This is a genomic window from Rhodanobacter soli, from assembly GCF_040548735.1.
GTDB classification, from domain to species: domain Bacteria; phylum Pseudomonadota; class Gammaproteobacteria; order Xanthomonadales; family Rhodanobacteraceae; genus Rhodanobacter; species Rhodanobacter soli_A.
Genome location: NZ_JBEPSD010000002.1, coordinates 18,359 through 32,815, shown reverse-complemented (window position 1 = coordinate 32,815; position 14,457 = coordinate 18,359). Strand labels below are relative to the sequence as shown.

Here is a 14,457-nt window from a genome sequence, read left to right as displayed (position 1 = left end):
TCCGCAGACACGGAATGGGCTGCAGGGATTACACTGCGTTTTGCAATCTACTTAGCGTTAGGCTGCACAGGGGAAACATCGTGAACATCAAAGCACTTCTCTTCTCCATCGTAGGCGTTGTGGTCGCTCTGTTCTATGCACTTGAGTCGTTCTTGTCCTTCCAGGCGAACGGCTTCACGGTGCCTTTGATCGTGAAGATCCTGATCTGCGGCATCGGTGTTTATTTTTTCTTGCGCAACGTCAAGCGCATCAAGAAGAGCGGCGCAGGCGGCTCACCGGCCAATGCAGCCTAACCACTCGTTCAAGGCGGACGGCTGCGCCGCCGCTTAACTCCAGCGTTATACGCCAAAGAAAACTATGCCTCGCGGACTCCCACAAGCAGTAAAAGACAATCTGGAAAAATGCCAGCTGGCAACTCTTGCCGCGGTTGACGCCTACAACCGTCCCGGTCGGAAATTCAGAACCGCGCAGTTTCTGGTGATGATCGTCATCGCATGGACAGCTCTCTTCCATGCAATCTACTACAGGCGAAACATCAAGCCTTGGTACAAGCTGAGAAATGGTCGTTTCGAGAGAGTAGATGGTGATCCTAAGCACTGGGATCTTTCACAGTGCTTAAAGCAATACTACGTGGCGGCAACACCTCCCGAGCGAAAAAATCTTGAATTCCTTATCGGGCTCAGAAATAAAATTGAGCATCGGCATCTTCCAGAACTTGATGCGTCACTGTACGGCGAGTGCCAAGCAACTCTTCTAAACTTGGAAGAGTTGCTCGTCTCAATTTTCGGGGCCAAGTACAGCGTAGCTGAGCAGCTCGCAGTGTCATTGCAGTTTTCATCTGTAGTTCCACCTGAGAAAAAACGAGCAGCCCGTGCCCTTGCTGTGAACAACGCTCGATCAGTAAAAGACTACATCGAAACTTTCCGCGGCAACCTGCCGGCGGCCGTGCTGAACAGCATGAAATATTCTTTCAACGTATTTTTGGTGCCAAAAGTAGCTAATCGGGAAAGCGCCGCAGATGCCTCAGTGGAGTTCATTAAAATTAATGAGGCCAGCCCCGAGGAATTGAAGCGGCTTGAGAAGTTGAACGTCCTAATTAAAGAAAAGAAAATTCCAATCGCAAATCTTGACTTGTACAAACCAAGCTTTGTGGTTCAAAAGATTAACCAGGAGTGCCGGCACATCGTGAGCCAGAACGCACATTCTGATGCTTGGCGCCACTTTGGAGTTAGACCTCCCTCCGGGGGGCCACGGCCCGAGCATTGCCGTACAGAGTATTGTGTCTACGATGAAGCGCATCGTGACTACTTGTACACGCAAGCGTGGATTAACAAATGCGTTCAAGCTTTCTCTAGCGCTGACTCATTCCGCGAGATCACGGGTCGCAAGCCCGTAGTACGCGGTGGCGTATAACAATTTATTCAAGCTGAACCCGCTTCGCGGGTCGGCTTAATTCAGGCGTTAGCCAACAGGGGAGAGTTTCATGGCACATGAAGTCACGATGGACATTTCCACCAAGTTCGTTCTCCACAAGGACGTGACGGTCGACGTCAAAAAGGATGGCCGCAAGCTCGGGACCGCCCTCATCAGCAAGGGCAACATCGAGTGGGTTCCCTCCGGCAATTCGGTAAACAAGAAGCGTCTTTCCTGGGTCAAGTTTGCTGAGCTGATGGTGGCCGAAGGCAAGGACATTCGGATCGGCTAATTGTTGGCTAACCACTCGTTCAAGGTGGGCGGCTTCGCCGCCGCTTAACTCAAACGTTAGGCGCTGAAAATGGCTCACACGGGTTTCCCATGGAATTTTTAGGACTAGCGCTAGCGATTCTTGGTCTCTTGTTTGCATTCGAGGTTCCGCGGAATACATTCCTCGAAGCAGTAGGCCTTCGGAACCGCACCTCACCTAGTTGGCTATCGCGAACCGTCTACCGAATCCCAAGACGATCCATCACGAGCTCCTCAGTCATTCTCTACCTGCGGACAAGTCCAACATCGCTCCGTCTGGATCAACAGATCGCTTCGGACCAAAAGGCTACGCTCAAGCACTTCTCGGGAGATGGTAAATGGCTTGTCGAGAAGATTATTGCACTTGGGATATCCGATACACAAACACTCGATGGTGTTGTGAAGAAGAATTCGAATTATTCCAGGCTACTAGCACACGCATTTGAGCAAGAACGAACAGCGACGCAGGGCGATGGAATCTCACACGCTTTGGAAATCGAAGCGATGGAACGCTTTGGCTCCGAGTGGTACAAGAAATATCTATCTACGTTGCAACTAACTAGTACGGGCCCAGGGTATGCTGCTGATATCCTTGAGTTCTACAAAACAATTAAAGGCGTCAGCCCCTAACGGTTCAAAAATAAGGGGACGGAGGAAATTAATCGGCACGTATTCATGAACCGTCACTACTCTTGTTCTGACGTCTTCTTCGTTCTCTGCCAAATACCCCCCGAGCTCGACTGCCATGCCAGGTACGCCGATGGAAGGACCAGCGCGCCATGGATTTCCGAAGCATGTGACTCGGGCGCGCAGGGCTGACCATTTGCTCGAGCGAGCAGCGCCACCGCTTGATTCCAACATCAGGGCCCACCCGCATGTCCACGAGATTTGACGCATTTGATCGAGCGCTCCGCGAGATTGCAGTTCCTGCTTTATCCGCGCATGGGTTCAAGTTTGACGGGAGCCGCACATTTCGGCGTCTATCCCAGGACCGGAGCGTGTCTGAGCTGGTCAACTTCCAACTCGGCCAGCGTTCGATGTCAGGCAAGTTCACTGTAAACCTTGGTGTTTACGCTGACGGCGATAGCCCTGGCATCAGTGCTGACCAAGCCAAGGAGCACGATTGCGCCCCTGCTCGCCGCACACGGCTTGGCCCCCTCATCCCAACCAGGTTCCCCGCCCTTGCCAAGCTTCCGTATATCGGGTTCCTATTTGGCCCCGGGGACAAATGGTGGTCCTGCTCTGACGATGCAACACAGATGGGACTGGTCATGCCGGTGGTCGTGAACAAGATCATTCAATGTGGGCTTCCATGGCACAAGGTCAGTGGGCCCTGACCATTCAATCAAGCCGACCCGCTGACGCGGGAGGCTTGATGCAGGTGTTGTACAACTGGAGACGTCATGGGAACCCACGCAACACCAACGGATGCAACCATGAACCAGGAAAACCCATCTTCCGACTACCTCCTCCTCTCCCGCGGCCAATGGGACAAGGACGCCTCGCGTGAAGATATCCAGGCTGCGATCGACCAGTTCTACGCGTGGTACGACCGACTGGTAGCCGAAGGCCGGATCGGCCCCGGGCAGCGACTGGGGCGCGAGGGCAAGGTGGTGTCGCTACAGGCGACCACGGACGGTCCGTTTGCGGAAGCGAAGGAAGTGGTCGGTGGTTACTGGTTCATCCGCGCGAACAGTCTGGAGGAAGCAGCGCGCATCGCGGCGGAGAACCCGTGTCTGGCCTACGGCCTCGTCTGCGAGGTGCGACCGCTCGATCTGACGCGCGCCAGCGCTTATGCCCTGACCAACGAGACTCCGACGTAGTTGGCGGCTAACGCCTCTCCCCTCCACTCCACGCGAATCGCAGGCGGCACCATGACCACCTCAGCTCTGATACTCACGCTGTTCATTGCCTGGACGCTGCTTCTGCTGGTCGTGATGGAGGTGTTGCGCAGTTACCTTGTCGTTACCGGTCGCGTTCGCTCGAACGGGTTCGCGCCCGACAACGCGGGCCTTTCGCCGCTCATGCAGCGGCTCGCCCGGGCACATGCGAACTGCATCGAAAGCCTGCCCGTCTTCGGCGGCCTGTTGTTGATCGCGCTGGTCACGGACCGGACCGGAGTCACGGATGCACTGGCCCCCTGGCTGCTGGGCGCGCGAATCGTCCAGTCCGGCATCCACCTGGCTTCGACCAGCGTGATCGCCGTGAATGCCCGCTTTGCTGCCTTTGCCGTGCAGATGGCCATCGGCATCTATTGGGCCTGGAAGCTGCTTGGTCTGTAGTGCCCCGCCGAATCGGGATTGAACTGGCCGCGGCCTGCCGCGACACTTCCGACATGAAGCCATCCATCGCGCTGCGCCTGCTCGCCTGCCTCGCCCTGCTGCTCGCCTGCGCCCCGGCGCTGGCGAAACCCGCCTTGTGGGTGGTGAAGGATGCCGACACCACGATCTACCTGTTCGGCACGGTGCACCTGATGCCGAGCGACGCCAGCTGGCATGACCCGACGCTGGACCGGGCGATGGCGGACAGCCAGACGTTGTACATCGAGCTGACCGACGACGACCCGGCGAACATGGCGGCGCTGGTGCTGCGCTACGGGATGGATGCGACGCACCCGCTGTCCAGCCAGCTCAGCCAGTCGGAGGCGCACCGGCTGAGTCTGCTGGCGAACAAGGTCGGCGTGCCCGGCGGCATGCAGACGCTGAACGTGATGCGCCCGTGGCTGGCCGCGCTGACCCTGGCGGTGACGCCGCTGCTGAAAGCCGGGCTCGACCCGGAGCATGGCGTGGACAAGCAGCTGAAAGCGCAGATGGCCGGCGCCGGCAAGCAGGTGCTTGGACTGGAAACCGCCGAACAGCAGATCCGCTTTCTCGCCGACATGCCGCGCGCGATCGAACTGGCCCTGCTGCGCTCGACCATGCGCGACGCGGACAAGGGCGCGTTCCAGCTCACCGAACTGATCGACGCCTGGAAGGCCGGCGACGTGGACACCATCGCCCGCATCGGCAACGACGACATGCGCCTGCGCGAACCGAAGCTCTACCAACTGCTGCTGGTGCAGCGCAACCAGGTGTGGGCGACCAAGATCGCCGCGATGCTGCAGCAGCCCGGCACCGTCTTCATCGCCGTGGGCGCCGCTCACCTGGCCGGGCCGGACAGCGTGCAGGCGCGACTGGAACTGCTGGGCGTACCGGTCGAACGCCTGCCCTGATCAGTCGATGCCGGCGACGGCGTGCGGTGCATACGGCGCCTCGAGCGCGGCGATTTCCGCCGGCGGCAAGCTGACCGACAACGCCGCCACCGCCTCTTCCAGATGATGCGGCCGGGTCGCGCCCACGATCGGCGCGGTGACCACCGGCTGCTGCAGCAGCCACGCCAGCGCCACCTGCGCGCGCGGCACGCCGAGCCGCGCGGCGACCTCGCCGACGCGATCCACCACGGCCTTGTCGGCCGCCTTGCTTGCGGCGTACACGCTATCGCCCCACGGATCGGAGCCGCCGCGCACGGTGCTGGGTTCATCCTCCCACGCCCGCGCCAGCCGACCGCGCGCCAGCGGACTCCACGGCACCACGCCGATACCCTGGTCCGCGCACAGCGCCAGCATCTCGCGTTCCTCCTCGCGGTACAGCAGGTTGTAGTGCGGCTGCATCGCCACGAAGCGCGTCCAGCCGTGCAGGTCGGCGGTGTACAGCGCCTTGGCGAACTGCCACGCCGACATCGACGAGGCGCCCAGGTAGCGCGCCTTGCCCGCCTTCACCACGTCGTGCAGCGCCTCCAGCGTTTCCTCGATCGGCGTGGCCGCGTCCCAGCGGTGGATCTGGTAAAGGTCGACGTGGTCGGTGCCGAGGCGGCGCAGGCTGGCGTCGATCTCGGTCATGATCGCCTTGCGCGACAGGCCACCGCCATTCGCGTCGCCACGCATCGGATAGAACACCTTGGTGGCGATCACCACCTCCTCGCGCCGCGCGAAATCGCGCAGCGCGCGCCCCAGCACCAGCTCGCTGTCGCCGCTTGAATACATGTTCGCGGTATCGAAGTAGTTGATGCCAAGCTCCAGCGCGCGGCGGATGAATGGGCGCGCGTGTTCCTCGTCCAGATGCCACGGCCGCTCGGCCGGCGTCACTTCGTAGCTCATGCAGCCCAGGCAGATGCGCGAGACCTTGAGGCCGGATTTGCCGAGATTGATGTAGTCCATAGCGGTTCTCCTTCAGGGTTCGGATGTCGATGCAGATTCAGCGCGGCGCCACCCGGTGCAGGTTGATGCCCGCGATGACGAGGGCGATGCCGGTCAGCTCGGCCGGTCCCGGCCACTGGTGCAGCACCACGATGCCGATCACGCAGGCAGTGGCCGGCAGCAGTGCCAGCATCAGCGCGAACGTGGCGCGCGGCAGCCGCGCCATCGCCAGCTGGTCGCACACGTACGGGATCACCGACGACGACACGCCCACGCCGATGCCGGCGGCCAGCAGGCCGGGATGGCTGAAGGCCACCGCCGCCTCGCGCCAGCCCAGCGGCATCACGACCAGCAGCGCCACCAGCATCGCCGCGGCCAGCCGGTCGATGCCGTTGCCGCCGCCGTCCCTGGCGATGCGATGGCCGAGCACGATGTACAGCATGAACAGCGCGCAGTTCGCGAACGCGAAGGCGAAGCCCGCTGCCGTACCGGCGAAACGCACATGGGTCAGCATGGCGACGCCGGCCGCCGCCACCGCGAGCGCCACCCCGTTGCGGCGGCTGTGCAGGCCGGCCCAGGCCAGTGCGATCGGGCCGAGGAACTCGATCGCGCCCACCGTGGCCAGCGGCAGCCGGTCGATCGCCAGGTAGAAGCAGACGTTCATGCCGCCCAGCACCGCGCCCAGCGCCACGATGTTCCAGCGCACCGCGGCGTTCTGCTGCGCGAAATAGCGCCAGGGCCGTCGCCACAGCGCGAAGATCAGCGCCGCGCTGGCGATGCGCAACCAGGCCACGCCGGTCGGCGCGACGTGGGCGAACAGCAGCACCGCGAATGCGGGCCCCAGGTAATGGAAGATCGCGCTGACCACGAAGTACAACGAGGGCGGCACGCGTTCGCCGGCCGCGAGGGCCGGCGACGGCGGTCCGACTGTGGCGGAATCGGATTCATCGTTCATGCAGCCACTTTTGCAAACGATCGGCGCATGATCCATCCCGAAAAGAAGGAATCAGCGACCAATATTTCCTGACTTGAAAGCCGGTGACATCCCATGCCTCAGATTTCAAATTTGCTGTCCGATCCCCGCAATATCGCCCTGCTGCAGGCGCTGCAGGAAGACCCGCGCCAGCCCGTCACCCGGCTCGCCAGCCGCGTCGGCATGTCGGCGCCGGCGGTGAAGGAACGCCTGAACCGGCTGGAGGAAACCGGAGTGATCCGCGGCTACCGGCTCGACCTCGACCCCAAGGCGCTGGGCTGGCCGGTCACCGCCTACGTGCGGGTGCGCCCCGTGCCCGGGCAACTGCCGAAGATCGCCGAACTCGCGCAGAAGATCCCGCAGGTCGTCGAGTGCCACCGTGTCACCGGCGAGGACTGCTTCATCATCAAGGTGCATCTGGACGCGCTGGAACACCTGGACCTGATCCTCGACCGCTTCCTGCGCCACGGCCAGACCACCACCTCGATCGTGCAGTCCACGCCGGTGCCGCTGCGCGCGCCGCCGCTGCCGGCCAGCGTGCCATAGCAGATCGCGGCCGAAACCGCGCCTACAAGAGCCCGCCGCTTTCTGGCACCATCGACCGGTTATCCCGCGCGCCGCGCGCCACTTCACCTGATGCAACCGCATGAACCTGCAAGCCAATTACGAACAGATCCCGCTGAAGGAATACGCCGAGCGGGCCTATCTCGACTACTCGATGTACGTGGTGCTGGACCGCGCGCTGCCGTTCGTGGGCGACGGCCTGAAGCCGGTGCAGCGGCGCATCATCTACGCGATGAGCGAGCTGGGCCTGGCCGCCACCGCCAAGCCGAAAAAGTCCGCGCGCACCATCGGCGACGTGATCGGCAAGTTCCATCCGCACGGCGATTCGTCGTGCTACGAGGCGATGGTGCTGATGGCGCAGCCGTTCTCGTACCGCTACCCGCTGGTCGACGGCCAGGGCAACTTCGGTTCGCCGGACGACCCGAAGAGCTTCGCCGCGATGCGCTATACCGAATCCAAGCTCAGCCCGATCGCCGAGGCGCTGCTGGGCGAGCTGGCCCAGGGCACGGTGGACTGGGTGCCGAATTTCGACGGCACCATGGACGAGCCGAGCTGGCTGCCGGCGCGCGTACCGCACGTGCTGCTTAACGGCTCGATGGGCATCGCCGTCGGCATGGCCACCGACATCCCGCCGCACAACCTGCGCGAGCTGGCCACCGCGTGCATCCGCCTGCTGGACGATCCGGACGCCACCGTCGCCGACCTGTGCGAGCACGTGCGCGGGCCGGACTACCCGACCGAGGCAGAGATCATCACCCCGCGCGCCGACCTGCTGGCGATCTACCAGACCGGCGGCGGTTCGGTGCGTGCCCGCGCGGTGTACCAGCGCGAGGAAGGCAACATCGTGATCACCGCGCTGCCGCACCAGGTCAGCCCGTCGAAGATCCTCGAGCAGATCGCCGCGCAGATGCGCGCGAAGAAGCTGCCGATGATCGAGGACCTGCGCGACGAGTCCGACCACGAGAATCCGATCCGGCTGGTGATCGTGCCGCGCTCGAACCGCGTCGACGCCGACGAGACCATGCAGCACCTGTTCGCCACGACGGACATGGAGAAGAGCTTCCGCGTCAACCTCAACATGATCGGCCTGGACGGCCGGCCGCAGGTGAAGGACCTCAAGCGCATCCTCGGCGAATGGCTGAGCTTCCGCACCAGCACGGTCACCCGGCGCCTGCAACACCGCCTGGCCAAGGTCGACCGCCGCCTGCACCTGCTCGAAGGCCTGCACACCGCCTACCTCAACCTCGACGAAGTCATCCGCATCGTACGCAGCGAGGACGAGCCCAAACCCGTGCTGATGGCGCGCTTCAAGCTCAGCGAGGAACAGACCGACTACATCCTCGAAACCCGGCTGCGCCAGCTGGCACGGCTGGAGGAGATGAAGATCAACGCCGAGCGCGACCAGCTCGAAGAGGAGCGCGCGCGCATCAACGTGCTGCTGAAATCGCCGGCCAAGCTGAAGAGTCTGATCAAGGACGAGCTGCGCGCCGATGCCGAGAAATTCGGCGACGCCCGCCGCTCGCCGCTGGTCGAGCGCGAAGTGGCGCATGCGCTGGACGAGAGCGCGCTGGTGGCCAGCGAACCGGTCACCGTGGTGCTCTCGCAGAAGGGCTGGGCGCGCGCCGCCAAGGGCCACGACGTCGACGCCGAGGCACTGAACTACCGCGAGGGCGACGGCCTGCTCGCCGCGGTGAAGGCCCGCACCACGCAGCAGGTCGCGTTCATCGACTCCACCGGGCGCGCCTACTCCACGCTGGCGCACACCCTGCCCTCGGCGCGCGGCAACGGCGAGCCGCTGACCGGCCGCTTCAGCCCGGCCGCGGGCGCCAGCTTCGACGCGGTGGTCGCCGGCGACAACGACACCCGGCTGATCCTCGCCACCGACTTCGGCTACGGCTTCGTCACCCGCTTCGAGTCACTCACCGGCCGCAACAAGGCCGGCAAGCAGATCATCAGCCTCAGCGACAAGGCCAGGGTGCTGGCGCCGCAGATCAGTGCCGACCCGGCGCGCGACCGCATCGTGGTGGTCACCACCGAAGGGCACCTGCTGATGTTCTCGGTGGCCGAACTGCCCGAACTGGACAAGGGCAAGGGCAACAAGCTGATCGAGATCCCGAAGGCGAAGCTCGTCAGCGGCGACGAGCGGGTCGTCGGCGTGGCGGTGGTCAGCGAAGGCAAGGGCGAAGTGACGATGTATGCCGGCCAGCGCAAACTCACCCTGAAGTGGTCCGACCTGGTCGAGTACGGCGGCAACCGCGCCACCCGCGGCGGCGTACTGCCGCGCGGCTTGCGCCGCGTGGAGAGAATCGAGACCACCGGCTAACCTTTGCAGCCTTCGGAACGGCAGGAACTTGTCGGCATCCGGCCTTTCCAACAGGGACGTACACGCCAATGCGCCATCGCGCGTTGAATACGTGACAACCCCGGAGTACGCATGAACATCCAACGGTTTCTTCCTGTCCTGCTGGTCACCATGCTGGCCGCACCGGCGTGGGCGCAGACGACCGGCAAACCATTGAACCTCAAGCTGCCGCCCAGCGACCTGCCTGCCCCGAGTTCCACCGCCGCCACGCCGGCCCGCAACGCACCCGGCGTGTACTACGGCGACACCAGCGGTCGCATGGGCAACAACGACACCACCGACACCACCGACACCGCGACGGAAACCGACTGCGACGACTACAGCTACAACCAGCCCCAGATGCACGGCAGCGTCGGCATGGGCGTGATGAGCGGCAGTCACATGAGCGGCAACTACCAGACCGGCACGGTCAACATCACCAAGGCCTTCGGCAGCTGCGATCATCCAAGCGGCGGCGTCAGCATCTCGGTCGGCGCCGGCAGCGGCCATTTCAACGGCCGCCGCGGCCGCTGATTCAGCGGTAGCGACCAAGGGGCTTGGCGAGGCAGCATCGAACTCACTCAGAACCTCCCCGCCCTGCGCACCCATTGGGGCGTCCAGCTCGAACACTTCGCCGAACGCACGCCTGGATAATCCAACGGTCAGTCAGAGCGACGGATCGCTTTTGGGCTGAAAGCGGCCGGCGGATGAGCATCCCCAGCTACTTGCCGCTTGGCTCCAACCAAGGGCAACCAAGCGGCCTAGCGAATTGCTTCGATGGCCTTGGCCGCGTTGCAACCGACACGCCGTTTGGTGTCATGAAGGCCACGTGCCTCTGCAGCCAGCGCATCTTCTCGCCCGGGGGATCGGGAACGCTGTGATGGGCAATCACAAGCGGGGCCGAGGCTTAAGTCGGCGCCTCAGCTCACGGATCGCATGAAGGCGTTCTTCTGCGGACGTCCATCCATGATCGACAAGCCACAGGCAGCTGCGATCCGCACGAAGCTAAGCTTTGCCAAGAAGCTCGACCAGCCGCGATTCGCATGGTGAGAGATCGTACCCGCGGCGCTGCGAGATCACGAACGTGAGCGGACCCATGTGCCACGCACGGCGCTCGAGTTCAACGAGCTCTCCGCTTGCCAGATCCTCGGCGACGAGGTGCCGCGGCAAGTGTCCCCAACCGAGACCTGCCTTGAGCAGATCACGTTTGGCGCCGAGATCGTTGACCAGCCACTGGCGCTTGCCGGCAACGCCCTGTTGGGTCTTTTCGGCGCCGGGCTGGTTGTCGGTGACGATGATCTGGATGTGCCGGCCGAACTCGTCCACGGGAATGGGCTTGGGGGTTGAAGCGAGTGGATAGGACGGCGCGCATACCGTCACCATCTCCGCCTCGCGCAACCAGTGGCGTTCGATGGCTTGCGGGTTCACCTCCGGCACGTTCTCGATGGTGACGGCCAGGGCGCACACCTTTTCGAGCACCAGGTTCTCGCCGCCCTGCATGGTGGTGATGCGCAGGTTGATCGCGGCGGTCGGGAACTCTTCCTGCAGCGTGCGCAAGCAGTCGATCAGGTGGGCGCGCGGGAAGTAGGCGTCGACCGCCACCGAAACCTGCGGCACCCCGGCCTTGGCGATCGCGCCGGCGCGACTCTTCATTTCTTCCGTGCGCGAAATTACCGCCCGTGCGTCCGGCAAGAGACTGCGCCCCGCCGCGGTGAGCTGCGCCTTGCGCGTGTTGCGCTCGAACAGCTCGATATCGAACGCACTTTCCAGCGCCTTGATCGCGTGGCTGATGGCCGATTGCGCCCGTGCGAGCTTCCGCGCCGCACCCGAAAAGCTGCCCTGATCGCACACCGCAACGAACGCACGCAGCTGGTTGATGGTGACGTTGTCGAGCACGGCTTATCCAGAAAATAGATCGTATTAAGCCATGTTTCGTCAATTGTGTTGATGCGTCAAGCGACCCAGATCGCTTGGGCAACCGGCCCGAACGGGTCGGACCACTCCATCCCGTACTGAATAAGGACAATGTCATGAGCTACGCCATCATCGGTTTCGGTGCCATAGGCCAGGCCCTCGCCCGCGCTTTCGCCCGCAACAACATCGAAGTCGCGGTCGCCAGTCGGCGATCGCCCGAAGCCCTGTTGCCGCAGGCGCAGGCGATCGGGCCCACGGTCATCCCCAAGACACTGCAGGAAGCCGTCAAGGCGGACGTGATCATCCTGGCGGTTCTGTTCGACGGGCATCGCGAGGTCGGCAAAGCGCTTCCGGATTGGCAGGGCAAGACGATCATCGACGCGATGAATACGAATGCCCCTGTCGAAACTCTCGACGGTCTCCCCTCCTCCGCTTTCGCCGCCAAGGCGTTCCCCGGCGCCAGGTTCGTGAAGGGCTTCAATCACCTGCCGGCGCGCACCCTGGCCACCGACCCGAACGTCCAGGGCGGCCACCGGGTCGTGTTCCTGTCGAGCGACGACGAAGCTGCCGCAGCGCAGGTGGCGGACCTTGCCAAGCGACTCGGCTTCGCCCCCGTCAACCTCGGGAAGTTCGACGAAGGCGGCACGCTGGTGCAGGCACGCGGCCGCGTCTGGGGCCCATTGATTTTCCAGGACCTGTTCAAGCAGGCGCCGTAAGCGCGTACGGCCGTCACGACAAGACCGCGATCAGCCTGCAACCCAATCACTGCTTCGGCAGCAGCAACCCCTCCAACCCAGGATTCATGACATGAGCAAGTTGAATGGAAAAACCGCCGTGATCACCGGCGGCGCCACCGGCATCGGCCGCGCGGCGGCAAAGCGCTTCATCGAGGAAGGCGCCTTCGTCTTCATCTTCGGCCGCCGGCAGGAAGCGCTCGACGACGCGGTGGCCGACCTCGGCCCCAATGCCCGCGCGGTGCAGGGCTCGGTCTCCGACCTGGCCGATCTCGACCGGCTCTACGCGGCGGTGAAGGCGGAGCGCGGCACCCTCGACATCGTGTTCGCCAACGCGGGCACGGGCAGCCTGCTTCCGCTGGGCGAGATCACCGCCGAGCACATCGACGAAACCTTCGACACCAACGTGAAGGGCACGATCTTCACGGTGCAGAAGGCGCTGCCGCTGATGGGCCAGGGCGGCTCGATCATCCTGACCGGATCGAGCGCCGGCACCACGGGCGCCCCGGCATTCGGCGTCTACAGCGCGAGCAAGGCCGCCGTGCGCAACCTCGCGCGGACGTGGGCGGAAGACCTGAAGGGCACCGGCATCCGGGTCAACGTGCTGTCGCCCGGGCCGACGGCGACCGAACTGGCGAAGGCAGCAGTGGGCGAGGAGGGCATGAAGGTGTTCGCCTCGATGAATCCGCTCCGGCGCATGGCCGAACCGTCGGAGATCGGGGCGGCGGCGGCCTTTCTCGCGTCGCAGGACAGCAGCTTCATGACCGCCAGCGAGCTCGCTGTCGATGGTGGGCTTGCGCAGATCTGACGCGCTACGCCCGGCCGGGCGCTCTGTTCGATGGCTTGGAGCGCCGCCCGGATTTCCCCTGCCCGCCGTAACGCGGCAAAATCGCCCTGTTGCGCACCACGACGGTGGGCACGAGGACGATCCATGCACGGCGAATACAAGATGCCCGGCGGCAAGCTGGTGGTGATCGATCTCGCGGTGCGCGATGGCCGTCTTGCCGACGTGCAGCTGAGCGGCGATTTCTTCCTGGAACCGGACAGCGCGCTGGATACGATCAACCGCGCGCTGGAGGGTCAACCGGAACACGCCGACGAAGCCGCGCTCGCCGCCAGCGTGCGTCATGCCCTATCCGCCGACGTGATGATGTATGGTCTTTCGCCGGAAGCCATCGCGGTCGCCGTGCGCCGCGCCTTGCACAGGGAAGCCGAAGCATGATGCGCACCGACTGGCGCGACCACGACTGGCAGCTGATTCACACCGCACCGCAATCGCCCACCCTGCATATGGCGCTGGACGACGTGCTGACTCACGAGGTCGGCGCCGGTCGCCGCGCGCCGACCCTGCGCATCTGGGAATGGGCATCGCCGGCGGTGGTGATCGGCCGCTTCCAGTCGCTGCGCAATGAAGTGGACAGCGAGGCGGCACGGCGCCACGGCATCGAAGTGGTGCGACGGGTTTCCGGTGGCGGCGCAATGTTCATCGAGCCGGGCAACACGATCACCTATTCGATCTACGCGCCGCAGTCGCTGGTGAAGGGGCTGTCGTTCCAGGAAGCCTATGCCTTCTTCGACGCGTGGGTGCTGCAGGCACTGGGCGAACTGGGCATCAAGGCGTGGTATCAGCCGCTCAACGACATCACATCCGAAGGCGGCAAGATCGCCGGCGCCGCGCAAGTGCACCGCGGTGGCGCGGTGCTGCATCACGTCACGATGGCCTACGACATCGACGCCGCGAAGATGCTGGACGTGCTGCGCATCGGCCGCGAGAAACTGTCCGACAAGGGCACCGTCAGCGCGGCCAAGCGGGTCGACCCGCTGCGCAGCCAGACCGGCCTGCCGCGCGAGGCGGTGATCGAGCGCATGGTCGCCACCTTCCGCCGCCTGCATGGTCTCAGCGACGGCAGCTTGCGCGCCGACGAACTGGTCCAGGCGGAAGCACTCGGGCACACGAAGTTCAGCAGCCCGGCCTGGATCGGCGACGTCGCCTGAGCTCACACGACGCGGCTTCCGTGGGACCGACTGCGTCGCA

At 63.8% G+C, this 14,457-nt stretch carries 18 protein-coding genes; 15 read left to right on the top strand and 3 right to left on the bottom strand.

What is annotated here, in order from left to right; translation table 11 throughout:
* Positions 1-80 precede the first annotated feature (80 nt).
* From ABIE04_RS10910 to ABIE04_RS10875, 8 genes are all read left to right on the top strand, one after another.
* Positions 81-293, top strand: coding sequence for a hypothetical protein (locus ABIE04_RS10910; protein WP_354549953.1), 213 nt, complete (start codon positions 81-83; stop codon positions 291-293).
* A gap of 64 nt (positions 294-357) precedes the next feature.
* Positions 358-1,413, top strand: a complete 1,056-nt coding sequence (locus ABIE04_RS10905; RefSeq protein ID WP_354549951.1) for a DUF3644 domain-containing protein — start codon at positions 358-360, stop codon at positions 1,411-1,413.
* Positions 1,414-1,483: 70 nt separating this feature from the next.
* Positions 1,484-1,705, top strand: coding sequence for a hypothetical protein (locus ABIE04_RS10900; RefSeq protein WP_354549949.1), 222 nt, complete (start codon positions 1,484-1,486; stop codon positions 1,703-1,705).
* Between the two features lie 89 nt (positions 1,706-1,794).
* Complete coding sequence (locus tag ABIE04_RS10895; protein WP_354549947.1) at positions 1,795-2,352, top strand: hypothetical protein; 558 nt, start codon at positions 1,795-1,797, stop codon at positions 2,350-2,352.
* Between the two features lie 245 nt (positions 2,353-2,597).
* Positions 2,598-3,059 (top strand): DUF4304 domain-containing protein, encoded by a 462-nt coding sequence (locus tag ABIE04_RS10890; protein ID WP_354549945.1) that lies wholly within the window; start codon positions 2,598-2,600, stop codon positions 3,057-3,059.
* Positions 3,060-3,158: 99 nt separating this feature from the next.
* A complete protein-coding gene (locus ABIE04_RS10885) occupies positions 3,159-3,545 on the top strand; it encodes a YciI family protein (RefSeq protein ID WP_354549943.1) in 387 nt (128 codons plus the stop codon).
* Positions 3,546-3,596: 51 nt separating this feature from the next.
* Positions 3,597-4,004: an MAPEG family protein gene (locus ABIE04_RS10880; protein ID WP_354549941.1), complete on the top strand. Its 408-nt coding sequence runs from the start codon at positions 3,597-3,599 to the stop codon at positions 4,002-4,004.
* Positions 4,005-4,057: 53 nt separating this feature from the next.
* Positions 4,058-4,933 carry a TraB/GumN family protein gene (locus tag ABIE04_RS10875; protein ID WP_354549939.1) on the top strand — a complete coding sequence of 292 codons (876 nt, stop codon included), beginning with the start codon at positions 4,058-4,060 and terminating at the stop codon, positions 4,931-4,933.
* Here ABIE04_RS10875 and ABIE04_RS10870 read toward each other — a convergent pair whose 3' ends face one another.
* Positions 4,934-5,917: an aldo/keto reductase gene (locus ABIE04_RS10870; RefSeq protein ID WP_354549937.1), complete on the bottom strand. Its 984-nt coding sequence runs from the start codon at positions 5,915-5,917 to the stop codon at positions 4,934-4,936.
* 37 nt (positions 5,918-5,954) lie between these two features.
* A complete protein-coding gene (locus ABIE04_RS10865; protein ID WP_354549934.1) occupies positions 5,955-6,851 on the bottom strand; it encodes an EamA family transporter in 897 nt (298 codons plus the stop codon).
* A gap of 93 nt (positions 6,852-6,944) precedes the next feature.
* On the opposite strand from ABIE04_RS10865, the gene ABIE04_RS10860 reads away from it, so the two are divergent.
* From ABIE04_RS10860 to ABIE04_RS10850, 3 genes are all read left to right on the top strand, one after another.
* Positions 6,945-7,415, top strand: coding sequence for an Lrp/AsnC family transcriptional regulator (locus ABIE04_RS10860; RefSeq protein WP_354549932.1), 471 nt, complete (start codon positions 6,945-6,947; stop codon positions 7,413-7,415).
* A gap of 100 nt (positions 7,416-7,515) precedes the next feature.
* Complete coding sequence (gene parC, locus ABIE04_RS10855; protein ID WP_354549930.1) at positions 7,516-9,756, top strand: DNA topoisomerase IV subunit A; 2,241 nt, start codon at positions 7,516-7,518, stop codon at positions 9,754-9,756.
* A 111-nt stretch (positions 9,757-9,867) separates the two neighbouring features.
* Positions 9,868-10,308, top strand: a complete 441-nt coding sequence (locus ABIE04_RS10850) for a hypothetical protein (RefSeq protein WP_354549928.1) — start codon at positions 9,868-9,870, stop codon at positions 10,306-10,308.
* Positions 10,309-10,779: 471 nt separating this feature from the next.
* Here the strand turns inward: ABIE04_RS10850 and ABIE04_RS10845 are convergent, their stop codons facing one another.
* A complete protein-coding gene (locus tag ABIE04_RS10845; RefSeq protein WP_354549926.1) occupies positions 10,780-11,670 on the bottom strand; it encodes a LysR family transcriptional regulator in 891 nt (296 codons plus the stop codon).
* Between the two features lie 134 nt (positions 11,671-11,804).
* On the opposite strand from ABIE04_RS10845, the gene ABIE04_RS10840 reads away from it, so the two are divergent.
* The 4 genes from ABIE04_RS10840 (at position 11,805) to ABIE04_RS10825 (ending at position 14,417) form a co-directional block, all read left to right on the top strand.
* A complete protein-coding gene (locus ABIE04_RS10840; protein ID WP_354549924.1) occupies positions 11,805-12,404 on the top strand; it encodes an NADPH-dependent F420 reductase in 600 nt (199 codons plus the stop codon).
* Positions 12,405-12,495: 91 nt separating this feature from the next.
* Complete coding sequence (locus ABIE04_RS10835; RefSeq protein WP_354549922.1) at positions 12,496-13,230, top strand: SDR family NAD(P)-dependent oxidoreductase; 735 nt, start codon at positions 12,496-12,498, stop codon at positions 13,228-13,230.
* Positions 13,231-13,353: 123 nt separating this feature from the next.
* Positions 13,354-13,644, top strand: coding sequence for a biotin--protein ligase (locus ABIE04_RS10830; protein ID WP_354549920.1), 291 nt, complete (start codon positions 13,354-13,356; stop codon positions 13,642-13,644).
* Entirely contained in the window at positions 13,641-14,417 is a 777-nt protein-coding gene (locus tag ABIE04_RS10825) for a lipoate--protein ligase family protein (RefSeq protein ID WP_354549918.1), read from the top strand. The genes ABIE04_RS10830 and ABIE04_RS10825 overlap by 4 nt, the downstream gene beginning before the upstream one ends.
* The last annotated feature ends 40 nt before the right edge of the window (positions 14,418-14,457 follow it).